The organism is Stappia stellulata, assembly GCF_020176715.1.
In the GTDB taxonomy this organism is placed as follows: domain Bacteria; phylum Pseudomonadota; class Alphaproteobacteria; order Rhizobiales; family Stappiaceae; genus Stappia.
The window spans coordinates 316,997-333,698 of sequence record NZ_JAIVMF010000004.1 but is presented as its reverse complement, the minus strand read 5'-3'; the positions used below and the strand labels follow the sequence as shown (position 1 = coordinate 333,698).

The 16,702-nt window shown below is 67.1% G+C and carries 21 protein-coding genes; 14 read left to right on the top strand and 7 right to left on the bottom strand.

From position 1 onward, the window contains the following. Positions 1 to 16 precede the first annotated feature (16 nt). Positions 17 to 616 (top strand): thymidine kinase, encoded by a 600-nt coding sequence (locus LC092_RS07930; RefSeq protein ID WP_224805911.1) that lies wholly within the window; start codon positions 17 to 19, stop codon positions 614 to 616. Positions 617 to 661: 45 nt separating this feature from the next. Continuing rightward, a complete protein-coding gene (locus LC092_RS07925; protein ID WP_224805910.1) occupies positions 662 to 958 on the top strand; it encodes an HlyU family transcriptional regulator in 297 nt (98 codons plus the stop codon). Between the two features lie 15 nt (positions 959 to 973). On the opposite strand, the gene LC092_RS07920 is transcribed toward LC092_RS07925, so the two are convergent. After that, positions 974 to 1,684 (bottom strand): GNAT family N-acetyltransferase, encoded by a 711-nt coding sequence (locus LC092_RS07920; RefSeq protein ID WP_224805909.1) that lies wholly within the window; start codon positions 1,682 to 1,684, stop codon positions 974 to 976. Positions 1,685 to 1,891: 207 nt separating this feature from the next. Between LC092_RS07920 and pgsA the strand changes: the two genes are divergently transcribed. The 4 genes from pgsA (at position 1,892) to LC092_RS07900 (ending at position 4,738) form a co-directional block, all read left to right on the top strand. Then, entirely contained in the window at positions 1,892 to 2,464 is a 573-nt protein-coding gene (pgsA, locus tag LC092_RS07915) for a CDP-diacylglycerol--glycerol-3-phosphate 3-phosphatidyltransferase (RefSeq protein WP_224805908.1), read from the top strand. A 15-nt stretch (positions 2,465 to 2,479) separates the two neighbouring features. Continuing rightward, entirely contained in the window at positions 2,480 to 2,731 is a 252-nt protein-coding gene (gene moaD, locus LC092_RS07910) for a molybdopterin converting factor subunit 1 (RefSeq protein WP_224805907.1), read from the top strand. Positions 2,732 to 2,756: 25 nt separating this feature from the next. Continuing rightward, the gene (locus LC092_RS07905; protein ID WP_224805906.1) at positions 2,757 to 3,272 is read left to right on the top strand and encodes a molybdenum cofactor biosynthesis protein MoaE; all 516 of its coding nucleotides are present in this window, start codon (positions 2,757 to 2,759) and stop codon (positions 3,270 to 3,272) included. Between the two features lie 164 nt (positions 3,273 to 3,436). Next, on the top strand, positions 3,437 to 4,738 hold the full coding sequence (locus LC092_RS07900; protein ID WP_224805905.1) for a multidrug effflux MFS transporter: 1,302 nt from the start codon (positions 3,437 to 3,439) through the stop codon (positions 4,736 to 4,738). Between the two features lie 37 nt (positions 4,739 to 4,775). Here the strand turns inward: LC092_RS07900 and LC092_RS07895 are convergent, their stop codons facing one another. Next, a complete protein-coding gene (locus LC092_RS07895) occupies positions 4,776 to 5,678 on the bottom strand; it encodes a branched-chain amino acid aminotransferase (protein WP_224805904.1) in 903 nt (300 codons plus the stop codon). Positions 5,679 to 5,986: 308 nt separating this feature from the next. Here LC092_RS07895 and LC092_RS07890 point away from each other — a divergent pair, with 308 nt between their 5' ends. The 3 genes from LC092_RS07890 (at position 5,987) to LC092_RS07880 (ending at position 8,669) form a co-directional block, all read left to right on the top strand. Next, positions 5,987 to 6,514 carry a MarR family winged helix-turn-helix transcriptional regulator gene (locus LC092_RS07890; protein WP_224805903.1) on the top strand — a complete coding sequence of 176 codons (528 nt, stop codon included), beginning with the start codon at positions 5,987 to 5,989 and terminating at the stop codon, positions 6,512 to 6,514. Continuing rightward, positions 6,511 to 7,233, top strand: coding sequence for a response regulator (locus LC092_RS07885; protein ID WP_224805902.1), 723 nt, complete (start codon positions 6,511 to 6,513; stop codon positions 7,231 to 7,233). The genes LC092_RS07890 and LC092_RS07885 overlap by 4 nt, the downstream gene beginning before the upstream one ends. Positions 7,234 to 7,328: 95 nt before the next feature. Next, positions 7,329 to 8,669 (top strand): ATP-binding protein, encoded by a 1,341-nt coding sequence (locus LC092_RS07880; RefSeq protein WP_224805937.1) that lies wholly within the window; start codon positions 7,329 to 7,331, stop codon positions 8,667 to 8,669. A gap of 40 nt (positions 8,670 to 8,709) precedes the next feature. Here the strand turns inward: LC092_RS07880 and LC092_RS07875 are convergent, their stop codons facing one another. The 5 genes from LC092_RS07875 to LC092_RS07855 form a co-directional block, all read right to left on the bottom strand. Further along, positions 8,710 to 9,081, bottom strand: coding sequence for a tRNA-binding protein (locus tag LC092_RS07875; RefSeq protein WP_224805901.1), 372 nt, complete (start codon positions 9,079 to 9,081; stop codon positions 8,710 to 8,712). Between the two features lie 70 nt (positions 9,082 to 9,151). After that, positions 9,152 to 9,823, bottom strand: a complete 672-nt coding sequence (locus LC092_RS07870) for a TetR/AcrR family transcriptional regulator (RefSeq protein ID WP_224805900.1) — start codon at positions 9,821 to 9,823, stop codon at positions 9,152 to 9,154. Between the two features lie 131 nt (positions 9,824 to 9,954). Next, entirely contained in the window at positions 9,955 to 10,773 is an 819-nt protein-coding gene (proC, locus tag LC092_RS07865; RefSeq protein ID WP_224805899.1) for a pyrroline-5-carboxylate reductase, read from the bottom strand. Then, entirely contained in the window at positions 10,770 to 11,270 is a 501-nt protein-coding gene (locus LC092_RS07860; protein ID WP_224805898.1) for a YbjN domain-containing protein, read from the bottom strand. Before LC092_RS07860 ends, proC begins: the two co-directional genes overlap by 4 nt. A gap of 339 nt (positions 11,271 to 11,609) precedes the next feature. Then, positions 11,610 to 11,894 carry an accessory factor UbiK family protein gene (locus LC092_RS07855; protein ID WP_224805897.1) on the bottom strand — a complete coding sequence of 95 codons (285 nt, stop codon included), beginning with the start codon at positions 11,892 to 11,894 and terminating at the stop codon, positions 11,610 to 11,612. 214 nt (positions 11,895 to 12,108) lie between these two features. On the opposite strand from LC092_RS07855, the gene lgt reads away from it, so the two are divergent. The 5 genes from lgt (at position 12,109) to LC092_RS07830 (ending at position 16,688) form a co-directional block, all read left to right on the top strand. After that, positions 12,109 to 12,966, top strand: a complete 858-nt coding sequence (gene lgt / locus LC092_RS07850; protein ID WP_224805896.1) for a prolipoprotein diacylglyceryl transferase — start codon at positions 12,109 to 12,111, stop codon at positions 12,964 to 12,966. Then, positions 12,959 to 14,062 carry a class I SAM-dependent methyltransferase gene (locus tag LC092_RS07845; RefSeq protein WP_224805895.1) on the top strand — a complete coding sequence of 368 codons (1,104 nt, stop codon included), beginning with the start codon at positions 12,959 to 12,961 and terminating at the stop codon, positions 14,060 to 14,062. The genes lgt and LC092_RS07845 overlap by 8 nt, the downstream gene beginning before the upstream one ends. Before the next feature lie 88 nt (positions 14,063 to 14,150). Further along, on the top strand, positions 14,151 to 14,921 hold the full coding sequence (gene pgeF, locus LC092_RS07840; RefSeq protein ID WP_224805894.1) for a peptidoglycan editing factor PgeF: 771 nt from the start codon (positions 14,151 to 14,153) through the stop codon (positions 14,919 to 14,921). Between the two features lie 3 nt (positions 14,922 to 14,924). Then, complete coding sequence (locus tag LC092_RS07835) at positions 14,925 to 16,082, top strand: M24 family metallopeptidase (protein ID WP_224805893.1); 1,158 nt, start codon at positions 14,925 to 14,927, stop codon at positions 16,080 to 16,082. A gap of 90 nt (positions 16,083 to 16,172) precedes the next feature. After that, the gene (locus LC092_RS07830; RefSeq protein ID WP_224805892.1) at positions 16,173 to 16,688 is read left to right on the top strand and encodes a hypothetical protein; all 516 of its coding nucleotides are present in this window, start codon (positions 16,173 to 16,175) and stop codon (positions 16,686 to 16,688) included. Positions 16,689 to 16,702: the final 14 nt, after the last annotated feature.

Genomic DNA, 16,702 nt, shown 5'->3' with positions numbered 1-16,702 from the left:
CATCCGGACCGGAACCATGGCCAAACTCTATTTCAGCTATTCCTCGATGAACGCCGGCAAGTCCACGATCCTGCTGCAGGCGGCCTACAACTACCGCGAACGCGGCATGCACACGCTGCTGATGACCGCGGCGCTCGACGACCGGTCGGGGCGCGGGCGCATCGCCTCGCGCATCGGTCTGGCCTGCGACGCAGACCTGTTCGAGACCGATACCGACCTGCGTGCCCATATATCCGGACGGCGCGACGAGACGCGCATCGACTGCGTCTTCGTCGACGAGGCGCAGTTCCTGAGCGAGGCGCAGGTCTGGCAGCTCGCCGGCGTCGCCGACGACCTGGGCATTCCGGTGATGTGCTACGGGCTGCGCACCGATTTCCAGGGCAAGCTCTTTCCCGGAAGCGCGGCGCTTCTGGCGATTGCCGACACGCTGCGCGAGGTCAAGACGATCTGCTGGTGCGGGCGCAAGGCGACGATGGTCGCCCGGCTCGGCCCGTCGGGCGAAATCCTCGAGGACGGGGAACAGGTGGTGATCGGCGGCGAGGATCGCTATGTTTCCCTGTGCCGCCGACACTGGTCGCGCCGGCAACTGGCGGACGCGGGCGATCCCCCGCATTGAGACGAGGAGGACGGGCCGAAAAGACGGCCTGTCGAAGGAGCACTTATGGTATTCGGCAAGATCTTCGGCGGACTGTTCGGCGGCGGCGGCGAGAAGCGCGCATCCAGCGTGGAATTCCCGCCCGTCGACTACAAGGGCTTCACCATCGTGCCCGCCCCGACCCAGCGCAACGGACAATGGCAGGTCGCCGGCCGGATCTTTCGCGAGGGCGCCGACGGCGAACGCCGCGAACACAGTTTCATCCGCGCCGACCAGGTGCCTGGCCGCGACGAGGCGGCGGAGTTCAGCCTGCGCAAGGCCAAACAGATCATCGACGAGCAGGGCGAGCGCATCTTCGCCTGACGCCGGGCCGGCCCGTCAGCCGGCGCGCAGCTCTTCCAGGCTGCGGCGCTGGCGCCCGTCGGCATCGAAATTCGCCGGTGCAAGCCACGCCTCAAAGGCGCGTTTGAGCGTCGGCCACTCCGCGTCGGTCACCGAGAACCATGCCGTGTCGCGGTTGCGCCCCTTGTAGATCATCGCCTGGCGGAAGGTGCCCTCATAGGTGAAGCCGAGCCGCCGCGCGGCGCGCATGGAGCCGGCGTTGAGGGCGTCGCATTTCCATTCGTAACGCCGGTAGCCGAGCTCGTCGAACACCCGGCGCATCATCAGATACATCGCCTCGCTGGCCAGCGCGCTCTTTTGCAGGGCGGGTGCGAAATTGATGTGGCCGACCTCGAGGACACCATTCGCCGGATCGATGCGCAGGAAACTCGCCACGCCCAGCGCCCGGCCCGAGACGCTGTCGACGACGGCGTGAAACAGCGGATCGCCACCGCAGCAGGTCGCCTCGGCAAAACGGCGATAAGCGGCTTCGTCGGCAAACGGGCCATAGCCCATATATGTCCAGATCCGGCCCTCGCGATCTTGCGAATAGGCCGCGTGGAGATCGCCTGCGTGACGCGCCAGGTCGAACGGCTCGACCCGGCAGACCCGGCCCTCCATCGCCGTTCGGGGCGGATGCGGACGCGGGCTCCAGTCGGGAAGCGGGAACCCGATCGGCTGGCCGAGATGATTGGTCGAAACGCTCATGAAGACCCCGTGGCTCAAATCCTGACAAGGCGCACTATCGGGCAGACAACCGGTCCCGACAAAGGGCCGCTTTGCGAATTTTCACCGATCCAGCCCGGGCCTTCGCCGGAATTTCGGCTGCCCGGATGCGCAATTGACGTTTCCCGGTCAACATGCTTGAAGGATCAGACCCGACGTCTCCCCCATACAAGGCATAGTGTCCAAGCAATGTCGCGATCCCATGTCTGGAACCTGCCGAACATCCTGACCTACGGGCGCATCCTTGCCGTGCCGGCGGTGATGATCTGCCTGTATTTTCCGGGGTATACGGCCCGCTGGATCGCGCTCGGGATCTTCATTGTCGCCGCCATTACCGACTTCTTCGACGGCTATCTTGCGCGTGCCTGGCAACAACAGTCCCGGCTCGGACAGATGCTCGACCCGATCGCCGACAAGCTGCTGGTCGCGGTCTGCCTGCTGCTGCTCGCCGGCAAGGGCGACATCGGCGGCTGGTCGATGATTGCCGCCGCCATCATCCTGTGCCGCGAGATCCTCGTGTCCGGCCTGCGCGAGTTCCTCGCCGTGCTGCGCGTCAGCGTGCCGGTGACGCGGCTGGCGAAATGGAAGACCACGGTGCAGCTGGTCGCCATCGCCCTGCTCCTGGCGGGTCCCGCCGGCGAGGCGGTCCTGCCCGGCACGCAGCTTCTCGGGCTTTCCGCCCTTTGGATCGCCGCCATTTTGACCCTATATACCGGCTACGACTATTTCCGGGCCGGCATCGGCCACCTGATGACCGATTAACTCACGGGGCACGACATGCAGTTGCGCTATTTCGCCTGGGTGCGCGAACGCATCGGACGCGACGCGGAGACCATCGAGGTCCCTGCCGATGTGGCGACCGTCGGCGCGCTGATCGACTGGCTCTCGGCCCGCGACGAGGCCTATGCCGGGGCGTTTGCCGAACGCGACGCGATCAAGGTCGCGCTCGACCAGGAACATGTCGACCATGACGCACCGCTGAATGGCGCCCGCGAGGCGGCTTTCTTTCCGCCGATGACCGGCGGATGAGCCGCATGCGGCCGGACGACGACAGATGACGACACACGCCCACCCCGCCGACAGCAACGCCCCGCAGGACGACCGGCCGTCGGCCGCGATCACGGTGCGCATCCAGCGTGAGGATTTCGACACCGCGCGCGAGATCGAACGGCTTTCGGCGGCCGATTCCAATGTCGGTGCCGTGGTGAGCTTCACCGGCCTGTGCCGGGACGAAGGCGGCCGGCTGTCGGCGCTGGAACTGGAACATTATCCGGGCATGGCGGAAGCCGAGATCGAACGGATCGCGCGCGACGCGGCCGCGCGCTGGCCGGTCACCGGACTGACGGCGATCCATCGGCACGGCAAGATCGCGCCGGGGGAGAACATCGTTCTGGTCGTCGCGGCCTCGCGCCACCGGGCCGCCGCCTTCCAGGCCGCCGATTTCCTGATGGACTATCTCAAGACCCGCGCCCCGTTCTGGAAGAAAGAGCACCTGCGCGACGGCGGCACCGGCGGCTGGGTCGACGCCCGCGAGGCCGACAAGAAGGCCGCGGACCGCTGGTCGCGCTGACGTCGCGCCGACAACGGCTTGCAGGAGATCCCGGCGCCGGTCCGGGGTTTGCCGGCCGCATGGCTTGACCGGACAGGCGTTTCGGCGAATTCTATATCGAATTCGAACAGTTTCCGTTTGTTGCCATCCCCGTTTGGCGGCCTTTTGCCCAGCCAGGACCACCCATGCATTCTCCGATTGCGCCAAGCCCCGCAGCCGCGGAGCCTCACCCCGGCATTTCCTTTCGCGAGTTCGTCGCCCTGATCGCCTCGCTGATGGCGCTCAATTCGCTGGCCATCGACATCATGCTGCCGGCCCTTCCGGACATCGGCGCGGCCATGGCCGTGCTCAACGAGAACGACAGCCAGAAGGTGCTTGTCGCCTATCTCGTCGGCTTCGGCGCGGCACAGCTCTTCTACGGTCCGATATCGGACCGCTACGGCCGCCGGCCGGTGCTGCTCGGCGGACTTGCGCTTTATGCGGTCGCCGGCGTTTTCTCCATTTTCGCCAATGACATGAACCATCTCCTGGCCGCGCGGCTGGTGCAGGGAATCGGCTGCGCCGCCCCCCGGGTCGTCGCGGTTTCGATCGTCCGCGACAGCTATTCCGGGCGGCAGATGGGCCGGGTCATGTCGCTGGTGATGATGGTGTTCATGGTGGTGCCGATCTTCGCCCCGTCGATCGGCCAGATCATCCTGTTGGTGGCACCCTGGCGCGCGATCTTCCTGCTGCTCACGCTCGGCGGCATCCTGATGCTGATCTGGTGCGGCGCGCGCCTGCCGGAAACCCTGCCGGCCGCGCGCCGGCAACCGGTCACCGCCCGCTCGGTCCTCGCCGCCTACCTGAAGACCGTCACCACGCGCATCACTCTCGGCTATATGTGCGCCACCGGCCTGATCTTCGGCGCCCTGTTCGGCTTCATCGCCTCCGCCCAGCAGATCTTCGTGGAAACCTTTGGCGTCGGCGCGGCCTTTCCGGCGGTCTTCGCGGTGATCGGCCTCGCCATGTCCGCGGCCTCCTTCGTCAATGCCTCGCTTGTCGAGCGCATCGGACTGCGTCCGCTGTCGCATTGGGCGCTGGTGGCCTTTGTCGCGATCAGCCTCGTCCAGGCGGTCACCGCCATCTGGATCGCCGAGAACCTTTATGCCTTCACCGCGATGCTGGCGATCACCCTGTTCATCTTCGGCTTCATCGGCCCGAGCTTCAATGCCATCGCCATGGAGCCGCTTGGCGACATCGCCGGAACCGGCTCGTCGGTGCTCGGCTTCGTGACGACCCTGGCGGGCGCAATCTGCGGCTTCTTCGTCGGCCAGAACTACGACGGCACGGTGGTGCCGCTCGCGCTCGGTTTCGCCACCTTCGGCGCCAGCGCGCTGGTGATCGTCTTCATCACCGAAAAGGGCCGGCTGTTCCAGACCACCCAGCCCGCGCCGGCGGCCGCGCTTCCCCCGGCTGAAGCGAAAACGCCCCGCCAGACCGGGGTCTGACGGGGCGCGTGTCTCAACGGACGATTGACGGCGGAGATTATCCCGCAGCCGCCACCTTCGCCGCCGCCTGAGGCTGGACCTCGGCGTGATAGTCTTCCATCAGCGTGCGCGAGATCGCGTCGACCTGGAAGCTGTAGGGACCGATCTCGGAGACCGGCGTCACTTCCGCCGCCGTTCCGGTCAGGAAGCAGGCCTCGAACTCCGCCATCTCGTCCGGCTGGATCGCCCGCTCGATCACCTCGAAGCCGCGCCGCTTGGCGAGGTCGATGACCGTGCGGCGGGTGATGCCGTCGAGGAAACAGTCCGGCGTCGGCGTGTGGATCTTGCCGTCCTTGATGAAGAACACATTGGCGCCGGTCGCTTCCGCCACCTGGCCGCGCCAGTCGAGCATCAGCGCGTCGGCATAGCCCTTGCGCTCCGCCTCGTGCTTGGACAGCGTGCAGATCATGTAGAGGCCGGCGGCCTTGGAGCGGCACGGCGCCGTCGCGGGGTCGGGGCGGCGGTATTTCGCCATGTCGAGGCGGATGCCCTTCAGCCGCTCTTCCGGCTTGAAGTAGCTCGGCCACTCCCAGGCGGCGATCGCCAGGTGGATGGTGTTGTGCTGCGCCGACACGCCCATCATCTCGCTGCCGCGCCAGGCGACGGGCCGCACATAGGCATCGACCAGCTTCATGCGGGTCAGAAGCTCGCGGGTGGCGGCGTTGATGGTCTCCGCGTCATAGGGGATCTCGAAGCCCAGGATCGATGCGGAATCATGCAGGCGCTGCGTGTGTTCGTCGAGCTTGAACACCTCGCCGCCATAGGCGCGCTCGCCCTCGAAAACGCTGCTGGCGTAATGCAGGCCGTGGCTCAGCACGTGCAGCTTGGCATCGGCCCAGGGAACGAACGCGCCGTCGTACCAGATTTCGCCTTCGAGTTGATCAAACGGCAAATGTGCCATGTCGAATTCTCCCGCAATATCAGCGGGCTTGTCCCGCCTGTCTGTGTTTGCGCGACGCAGGGCGTCGCCGTCCCGTGACGTCGTTCCGACCAGCCGAATTCACGACTTTGCGCGGTGCGTCAAGTGTTTGTATGCTGACGCCGGGTCCTGTCGGCCGGGCTGGAAGTCGTCGAAATCCCGCCCTGCCGGCCAGAAAAGCCGCGCCGTTTCGCTCCGCGAACAACAAGAAGAACACATTCGGAGTGACTGTGTACGATCATTTCGCGAAAGGCAGGCAATGTGTAACAATCGGTCGGAAATAAGTCAATATGACTGACGTAAATTTCTCGCTTTCCGTTGACCGGCCGTCACCGGCGCGGCCGGCGCCGGCCGACGTGCCGATCGACATGATCGAACTGCTGTTCTTCGCCTACCGCGACTTCACCTCCGATCCGGACGCCGCTCTTGCCGAATTCGGATTCGGCCGCGCCCATCACCGGGTGCTGCATTTCGTCAGCCGGAACCCGGGCCTGCGGGTGACGGATCTGCTCGCGATCCTGAGCATCACCAAGCAAAGCCTGGCGCGCGTGCTGAAACAACTGGTGGAGGAGGACTACATCCTGCAGGAGCCCGGCCCGGTCGATCGGCGCGAACGCCTGCTGTTTGCAACCGAGCGCGGCCATGCGCTGGCGCTCAGGCTGATGCGGCTGCAGGCCGAGCGCATCCGCTCAGCACTCGCCGATCTGCCACAGGAAGGCCGGGAAGCCGCGCGAAGCTTCCTCTATAACATGATCGATCCCGATCAGCGCGCGGATGTGGCGCAGCTCATCGGACACAACAAGGATCAAGCGCCGTGACCGCCGATCTCGCCGAAAGGACCGCCGCAAGCCCGCCCGACGACGACGCCCCGCATCTGCTGCTCGTCGACGACGACAGCCGGATCCGCACGCTGCTGCGCCGCTTCCTGACGGAAAACGGCTTTCGCATCACCGCAGCCCCAAGCGCCGCGGACGCGCGCCGCAGCCTTGCCGGCCTGGAGTTCGACCTGCTGATCATCGATGTGATGATGCCGGGAGAAAGCGGGCTGGAGCTCGCCGCCCATCTGCGCGACAGCAGCGACGTGCCCATCCTGATGCTGACCGCGCGCTCCGACGCGACCGACAGGATCGCCGGGCTGGAGGCAGGCGCCGACGACTATCTGGTCAAGCCGTTCGAACCGCGCGAACTGCTGCTGCGCCTGCGCGCGATCCTGCGCCGGCGCGCCACGCCGGCGGCCGAACTGCCGGCGGACGTGCGCTTCGGACCCTTCGTGTTCGACACGGCGCGGCGCGAACTGAAGCGTGGCGAGGAAATCGTCCGTCTCACCGACCGGGAGAAGGAGATCCTATCGCTCTTCGCCGAAAAGCCCAATGACACCGTGCCGCGCAACGAGATCGTCGGCGACGACAGCGGCCTCGGCGAGCGCACTGTCGACGTGCAGATCAACCGCCTGCGCCGCAAGATCGAGACCGATCCCGGCAATCCGATCTATCTGCAGACGGTGCGCGGGATCGGATACCGGCTCGTATGCGACTAGGCGCGCGGATCGCGGCCGCGATCGCGACGGTTTCCGACAGGGTGAAACGAATGCGTCCCCGCCTGCCCGGGCCGGTCCGGCGCGCCCTCGATCTTCTGGCAACGCCCTATCGCGCGCTGTCGAAAGCGCTCTACAGGCGCATGCCCAAGGGGCTGTTCTCGCGCACGCTGCTGATCATCGTCGTGCCGATCGTGATCATGCAGGCGGTGCTCGCCTTCGTCTTCATGGAGCGGCACTACGACCTCGTTACCCAGCGTCTATCGCAGGCGGTGGCGCGCGAGATCGCGCTGCTGATCAGCGTGATGGAAGCCTACCCGCAGGACGAGGGCTTCGAGCGCATCACCGAGATGGCGCGCCAGGACCTGGCGCTTTCGGTCACGGTGCTGCCGCCGGAACCCCTGCCACCGCCACGCCCGAAACCCTTCTTCGACATCGTCGATCTCTATCTGTCGGAACAGATCAGCCTGGTGGTCGGCCGGCCGTTCTGGATCGACACGGTCGGGCGATCCAGCTTCGTCGAGATCCGCATCAAGCTGGAAAAGAACGTGCTGCGCGTGATTGCCAGACGCAGCCAGACCTATGCCTCCAACTCGCATATCTTCATCGTCTGGATGGTATCCACATCGCTGGTGCTGGTGGTGATCGCGCTTTTGTTCCTGCGCAACCAGACAAAGCCCGTGGAGCGGCTCGCGACGGCGGCGGAGGAATTCGGCAAGGGCCGGCCGATCGACGATTTCCGCCCAAGCGGCGCGCTGGAGGTGCGCCGGGCCTCCCAGGCCTTCATCGAGATGCGCCGCAGGATCGAGCGCCAGATCGAACAGCGCACCACCATGCTCGCCGGCGTCAGCCATGACCTGCGCACCATCCTGACGCGGTTCCGCCTGCAGCTCGCCCTGTTCAAGGACAGCGAGGAGGTGCGCGCGCTCCAGCATGACGTCGACGAGATGAAGACCATGCTGGAGGACTATCTGGCCTTCACCCGCGGCGACGGCGACGAACAGGCCCAGCCGACCGACCTGTCGCTGGTCGTGGACGAACTGGAAACGGAAGCCGAGATCCTCGACGCCACCGTCACGTCGACCTTCGTCGGCGACCCCTTCGTCACGGTGAAGCCGATCGCCTTCAAGCGTGCGCTTGCGAATCTGGTCACCAACGCGGCCCGCTACGGCGACCGGCTGAACATCGACGTGCGCCACGCCGATGGCTGGCTGACGGTCATCGTCGAGGACGACGGCCCCGGCATCCCGGAGGACGAACGCGAAAGCGTGTTCCGCCCGTTCTACCGGCTCGACCAGGCGCGCAATCAGGATGCAAGCGGCAGCGGGCTGGGGCTCGCCATCGCCCGCGACATCGTGCGCGGCCACGGCGGCGACATCATGCTGGGACAGAGCGAGAAGCTGGGCGGGCTGAGCGCGCGCGTGCGCATTCCGCTGTAAGGCGGGCGATCAGGCCGAACGCCCGACGTCCCGACGAAAATCAGTAGAGCCGCCCGCCGAGCGGCACGTCCAGGTCGGGGCGCAGCAATACCACCTCGCCGTCCGCATCCGGCACGCCGAGGGTCAGCACCTCCGACATCATCGGCCCAATCTGGCGCGGCGGGAAATTGACGACCGCGAGCACCTGTCGCCCGACGAGGTCCTCCGGCGCATAATGCTTCGTGATCTGGGCGGACGACTTCTTGATGCCAAGCTCGTCGCCGAAGTCGATCCTGAGCTTGATCGCGGGCTTGCGCGCCTCGGGAAACGGCTCCGCCTCGACGATCCGGCCGACGCGAATGTCCACTTTCAGGAAGGTGTCGAAATCAAGCGGGGGCGAGACGGGCCCGCCGCCGGTGTCTGATGAACTCATGGCTTGGTCTAACTGTCTGGTGAAACACGCGGTCCGGGACGACATTGCCCGAACCGCGCCACCTTATCGCTCAGGCAGCCGAGGGGGAAGCCGGCGTTTCCGGGTCGCCCGAGGGCCGCTCTTTGCGCGGGGATGTGCGGGCGCGGTGCACAAGCGGCTTGAGGAAGCCCGCCGCCCGGTCGAGGCGCGACAGCCAGACCTCGCCGTCGTCCAGTTGCTTGTCGAGGGCGGACATGGTGCGCGCAAGGCCCGGATCCTCGTCGTCGAGCCATACCTCGACCACCCGGGAAAAGGCGACCACCAGCCCCTGCGCGATCATCTGCGCGCGAAAGCCCGACGACGGCAGGCCCGCCGCCGTCAGCATCCAGCGCTGCGACATCCGCGCCTCTCCATTGAGCGTCAACGCCAGTTGCGGATCCTTGCGGGCCGCTGCCATCAGCGCGCGCACCGCCTCGCGATGCGGCTGCAGGGCATCGAGCCGGCTCATCAGCACGTCGAACAGGCGGTCGCGCGCCGGCTCGTCGGTCATGTCGGGATCGACGCTGTCGAGCACTTTCTGGTCGATGTCGGCGAGAAACGCCCTGAAACAGGCGGTCTTGGAGGCGAATGCGCCTCTCAGGACCGAGAGCTTGACGCCGGCCGCCTCGGCGACATCGCTCATGTCGAAGCCGGACCAGCCCTTTTCCGCCAGGAGCGAAAGGAAGGCGGCGACGATCTTCTGCTTGGTCTTCTGGGTTGCCATGCGGGAACCTCCTGAATGCGCGGGACTGCGGACCTGCCTGTTACATTGGGGCAAACCGGCGCGAGCGCCAGTGGGTGCGACGCAAAGCGTCATCCAGGAGCGCAGATTTCCGCCCCGATCATCAGGTTCGTTCAGCCGGCCAGTTCCTGCGAGCGCTTGCGTGCCGCCGCGACCGCTGCATCCATGATCGGCTGCAACCCGTCCTCGGCCATGAGGACGCCGAGCGCCGCCGCCGTGGTGCCATTGGGCGAGGTCACGTTGCGGCGCAATTCCGCAGCCGGCGTTTCCACCCGGTACATGAGCTCTCCCGCGCCGCAGACGGTCTGGCGCGCCAGCGTCATCGCCAGCTCTTCCGGCAGGCCGGCCTTGACGCCGGCGGCGGCAAGCGCCTCGGTGAGATAGAACACATAGGCCGGGCCCGATCCGCTGACGGCGGTGACCGCATCCATCTGGTCCTCGCTCTCGATCCAGGCCGAGGCGCCGATGGCGGCCAGCAACTGGTCCACCGTCTCGCGCTGCGCCGTGCTGGTGCGCGCATTGGCGAAGGCGACGCTCATGCCGCGCCCGACCTGGGCGGGCGTGTTCGGCATGACCCGCACCACGGCCGCATCGCCGAAAGCCTCCTCGAACACCGAGGCCGGCGTGCCGGCGGCGACCGAGATCACCAGCGTGTCCGCATCGGCCGCGGGTTTGAGCGCGCCCAGCGCGGAGGCCATCATCTGCGGCTTCAGCGCCAGCAAGAGCACGCCGGCGGTTACGCCCTCGGGGACTTTCGTCTCCTGGCGAAACCCCTTGTCCGACGCCATCGCAAGCAGCTCGTCGGAGGGGGCCGGATCGATCACGAGAATGGAGTTCGGATCGGTTCCCGACGCGATCCACCCGGCGAGCATGGCGCCGCCCATCTTCCCCGCGCCCACCAGAACGAGCGGCCGCGTCTTCGAAAAACTCATGCTTCCCCCGCAGTCTCGAACAAGGCGGTGTCGATCGCCTCCGAGGCGGTCTTTCCGGCCCAGACCACGAACTGGAACGCCTGATAGTAGCGCTCGCAAGCCTCCAGCGCCGTCGTCAGCAGCCCCTCGATCTGCTTGGAGGTTGCCTCCGCGCCGCCGGCAAGCAGCAGCGACTGGCGAAAGATCACCACGCCTTCACGGTTCCACAGGTCGAAATGGCCCATCCACAGCTGCTCGTTGACGAGCGCCAGAAGCCGCACGACCTCGGTGCGCCGCGGATCCGGCACCTTGAGATCGAAGGCGCAGGCCAGATGCAGCGCCTCCAGGTCTTCCATCCAGGAAAACGAGACATGATAGTCGCACCAGCCGCCAGCGACCGAAATCGTGATCTCTTCCTCGCAGGAGCGCTCGAAGGACCAGTCGTTGATGGCGGCGATATGCTCAATCGTATCGACGGGATTGGCGGGCCGTTCGAACTCGATGTCGATGAGGCTCATCATCGTTCCTCTCGGCTTGCGGAGCACCGCCCCTCAAACGGGAAGCGTGTCCGCCCGTGTCGGTCCGCAGGATCCTGGCCTGTGCGTGGCCCGGCACCGTCGATGGAAAACCCCGGACGCTGCCTGCGGCAATCAACCGCGAATCTTTGCGCACTCCCAGTATATAGGCAGAAAGTGACGCGAAGATATGTTCACCTTTCATTTACCCTGTTGCGCCTGTGGACGACACCGGACGCGGTGCCGGGCCCGCGCGACCGGCAAAACGGCGCATCGAACCGCCCCGGCCGGGGCCGGAGCGGGAAAGGCGTCGGACGGAAGAACGATGGCGCGACCCTGGGGTCAGTCGTCGTTGGCGGGCGGCGTGCGATCCGCGGGCTTCCCGCTTGCGGCCTCGAGCTCGGCGACCCGCGCCTCCAGCGCCTCGACCATGTCGAGCGCCTTGGCCGCCATGTCGCGCACAACGTCATGCTCCTCGCGCTTGACCAGATCCATGTCCGCCAGGAACCGCTCCGCCTGGGCGCGAAACGCCGTTTCGACCTCGCGGCGCGCGCCCTGTGCCACACCGGCGGCATCGGTCATCAGCTTGGCGAGATCGTCGAGAACGCGGTTTGGTCCCTGTGTCATCGCGAAATATCCTTCTTGCACGGGCGACCGCCCCGGCCGCCCTGATCCTGTCACTTAGGTAATGCGCTTTGCCCGCGCGCGAAACACCCAAGCACCGGCAAATCGTCGCGTGCCCCGATTATACCGCATTCGCATGCGCTTGACGGTAGCCTCCATTCGGCTGCACCGTCGCGCCGCACCCGTCCCGGCCGCCGGCCATTCAACCGGAGATCCCATGCCGACGCTCGTCCTGCCCTTTCCCACCATCGATCCGGTGCTGATCGAATTCGGTCCCTTCGCGATTCGCTGGTACGCGCTCGCCTATATCGCCGGCCTGCTCATCGGCTGGTGGTCGATGCGCGCGCTGGTCACCTCGGACAAGCTGTGGGGCGCGCAGATCCGCCCCTCGCTGGTGGATGTGGACGATTTCGTGGTCTATGCGACGCTCGGCACGATCCTGGGCGGACGGCTCGGCTATGTGCTGTTCTACGCGCCCGCCTATTACCTGCAAAATCCGCTGGAGGCGCTCGCGGTCTGGTCCGGCGGCATGTCCTTCCACGGCGGGTTTCTCGGCGTGGTCGCGGCGATGGCGCTCTTCGCCTGGCGGCGCGGCATCCCTCTGTGGACGCTGTTCGATCTCGCCGGCGCGGTCGCGCCCATCGGGCTGTTCTTCGGCCGCATCGCCAATTTCATCAATGCCGAACTCTGGGGCCGGACGACGGATGTGCCCTGGGCCTTCGTCTTTCCCGGCGCCGGCCCCGAGCCGCGCCATCCGAGCCAGCTCTACGAGGCAGCACTCGAAGGTCTCCTGCTTCTCGTCATCGTGCGCATCGCGGTCGCGCGCGGCGGCTTGCGCCGGCCCGGCCTGGTCGCCGGCCTCTTCGCGCTCGGCTATGGCCTGTCGCGCATCTTCGTGGAGTTCTTCCGCGTGCCCGACGCCCATATCGGCTATCTCGGCCCGGGCCTGACCATGGGCATCCTGCTGTCGCTGCCGATGGCGATCGCCGGCGGACTGGCCATTGCCTACGCCCTGCGCAAGTCGGCCGTTCCCGAAGGCGCGCCGCGCGATCCGCAACAAAAGACCGATGCCTGACATGCCCGCCTCCCCGCTTCTCGACCGGATCGTGCGGCTGATCGAAACGCAAGGTCCGATGCCGGTCAGCGACTACATGGCCCGCTGTCTCGGCGACCCGGGCCATGGCTACTACATGCAGGCCGAACCCTTCGGCCGGTCGGGCGACTTCATCACCGCGCCGGAGGTCAGCCAGCTCTTCGGCGAGATCCTCGGCGCCTGGATCGTTCATGCCTGGGAAGCGATCGGCGCGCCCGATCCTGTCGCGCTGGTCGAATTCGGTCCCGGGCGGGGAACGCTGAGCGCGGACATGCTGCGCGTCGCCCGGCTCCGCCCGGCGTTCTTGAAGGCGCTGACGCTCCATCTGGTGGAAACCAGCCCGCGCCTGCGCACCGCCCAGAAAAAGACGCTGGAAGACACTGGCGTCACCATCCGCTGGCACGACAGCACCGCCACCCTGCCCGACGACAGGCCGCTGCTGATCGTCGCCAACGAGTTTTTCGACGCGCTGCCAATTCGCCAGTTCGTGCAGGGCGGCGCCGGCTGGCGCGAGCGCTGCATCGGCCTGGACGAGGCGGGCGGCCTGCGGTTTCAGGCCGGGCTTGCGAGCCTCGACGAGGCCGATCTGCCGCCGCAGCTGAAGACCGCCCCCGAGGGCGCGGTTCTGGAAACCCAGCCAGTGGCGAATGCGATCATGCAGGATCTCGCCGGGCGGCTTGCCGGACAGGGCGGGGCTGCCCTCGTCGTCGACTACGGCTATGGAAAAACCGCCGTCGGCGAGACCCTGCAGGCGGTTCGAAACCACAAGCCGGTTCCGGTGCTGGAGACGCCGGGCAAGGCCGACCTCACCGCGCATGTGAATTTCGAGGCGCTGGCCCGTGCGGCGAAGGCTCCCCCGGTCGCCGCCCGTCCGCTGATGACGCAAGGCGACTTCCTGCTCAGGCTCGGCCTGCTGGAACGCGCCGGCCAGCTTGGCGCCGGCCGGTCTTTGGCCGAGCAGGACGGCATCCGCGACGACGTGGAACGTCTCGCCGCGCCCGACCAGATGGGCGAGCTGTTCAAGGTGATGGCGGTCGCGCCGCAGGACGTCCGGCTGGCGGCCTTCGACGCGGCGTGATCTTGCCCGGTGCGATTGACATGCCATCCGGCAGCGACCACCATCGCGAAACTTCCAAGGGCCGGACATTCAAGGCAAATCGCGCTCCATGCTGACCTCTCCCGAACTCGGCCGCCTGGACGGCATCGTCCACGGCTTCTTCACCCGAACGGGCGGCGTCTCGCGCGGCATCTACGCGTCGCTGAACGTCGGCCTCGGATCGAAGGACGATCGCAGCGCGGTGCTGGAAAACCGGGCAAGGGTCGCGGCCCTCCTCAAGGTCGCGCCGGGCGCGCTGGTCTCGCCGCACCAGCATCATTCCGCCGATGCTATCCCCGTCGAGACGCCCTGGGACATCGCCGACCAGCCGCGCGGCGACGCGCTGGTGACCAATCGCGCGGGCATCGCGCTCGCCATTTCCACCGCCGACTGCGGACCGGTGCTCTTCGCCGACGCAAGGGCCCGCGTCATCGGCGCCGCCCATGCGGGCTGGCGCGGCGCGCTGACCGGCGTTCTCGACGCGACGCTCGTCCAGATGGAAACGCTCGGCGCCAACCGCGCCGACATCACCGCGGTGCTCGGCCCGACGATCTCCCGGGCCAATTACGAGGTCGGACAGGAATTCGTCGACCGCTTCACCGCCGCAGACAGCGCCAACGCCCGGTTCTTCGTCGCCGCCGAACGGGCGGGACACGCCCGCTTCGACCTTCCCGCCTATATCGTCGCGCGGCTTAAGGCCGCCGGCGTCGGCGCCATCGCCGACCTGGCGCGCTGCACCTATGCCGAGGAGAACACCTTCTTCTCCTATCGCCGCGCCACCCATCGCGGCGAAGACGATTACGGGCGGCTGATGACCGCCATTGCGCTTACCGGAGCCTGAACCATGTCGCTTGCCTTTTCGCGCGCCGAGTATCTCGCGCGGCTTGACGCCGTGCGCGCCCGCATGGCCGACGCCGGACACGACGCGCTTTTGCTGTTCGCGCAGGAAAGCATGTTCTGGCTCACCGGCTACGACACCTTCGGCTATTGCCATTTCCAGTCGATGGTGGTGACCCGCGACGGCCGGGTGGTGCTGCTGACCCGCTCCGCCGACAAGCGCCAGGCCGAGATCACCTCCACCGTCGCCGACATCCGCATCTGGGAGGACCGCGACGGCGCCTCGCCGGTGCTGCAGTTGCGCGACCTCTTGTTCGACCTCGATCTCGACGGCTGCCGGCTCGGCGTGGAATACGACACCCACGGCATGACCGGACGCATTGCCATGGAGATTGCGGCGCATCTCACCGACTTCGCGCTGCTCGCCGATGCCTCGCGGCTGATCCCGGTGCTGCGGGCGGTCAAGAGCCCGGCCGAGATCGAGATGGTGCGCAAGGCCGCCGACCTCACCGATGCCGCCTGGGAGGCCGGCTGGCCGCTGATCGGCCCCGGCGCGCGCGAGGGCGAGATCCTGGCCGCGATGCAAGGCGCCGTCTTTGCCGGCGACGGCGATTATCCCGGCAACGAATTCGTCATCGGCTCGGGCCGCGAGGCGCTGCTGTGCCGCTACCAGAGCGGCCGGCGCACGCTCGATGCGCAGGACCAGCTCACCCTGGAATGGGCCGGCGCCTACCGCCGCTATCACGTCGCGGCGATGCGAACGGCGGTGATCGGCGAACCGACGCGGCGGCATCGGGAGCTGCACGAGACGGCCCGCGCCGCCCTTGCGGCGGTGGAGGGCACGATGCGGCCCGGCCGCACCTTCGGCGATCTCTTCGCCGCCCATGCGCAAGCCGTGGACGCGCGCGGCGAGGGCGCGCACCGGCTCAACGCCTGCGGCTATTCGCTGGGCACGCGCTTCTCGCCGAGCTGGATGGACTGGCCGATGGCCTATCGCGACAACCCGGCGGAAATCGTGCCCGACATGGTGATCTTCATGCACATGATCCTGATGGATTCCGACACGGGAACGGCGATGAGCCTCGGCCAGACCTATCTGACCCGCGACGGCGCGCCGGAATGCCTTTCGAAGCTGCCTCTCGACCTGCCGGTCAAGGCGGGCTAAACGAAGGGAGCGCAGGGCCGTTCCGCTGCGCGAACTGTCCTAAACCGAATTTTCGCAAGCGACGACAAGCAAGGCAGACCGGCAAGCCCCATGAGCGTGATCAGACAAAACCGTGCGACCGTATCGCGTGCCGCCGTCTTCGCCGCGGCCCTCGCCCTGACCGCCTGTGCCGGAGATCCGGTTCCTCCCGGCCTCGTGTCGGAAAACGCAGCACCTGCCGCGCGGGCCGCACCGCCGCTCGATCCGCAACAGGTCACCATCGCCTTCGAACCCTTCACCGGCGCGCCAGGCAATATTTCCGATGCCTTGTCCAGGCGCATCGGTAACGCGGCGGTCGAGCAGGACCTCAATCTTGTGCGCCGGGTCGGCGCGCCTGCGACCTACCGCGTCAACGGCTATCTGTCAGCCTCGGGCGACCAGTCGTCGACGACGCTGTTCTATGTCTTCGACGTGGTCGATTCCAATGGCGCACGGGTCCATCGCATCGTCGGTCAGGAATCGGCCGGAGGTGCTGCGGGCGACCCCTGGGCCGGGGTCGACGCCGACGCGCTCGACCGCGCCGCGCGCCGGGCGGTTGCCGAACTCGCGGCCTGGCTGCGGCGCTGATCGCGCGGCCGTGC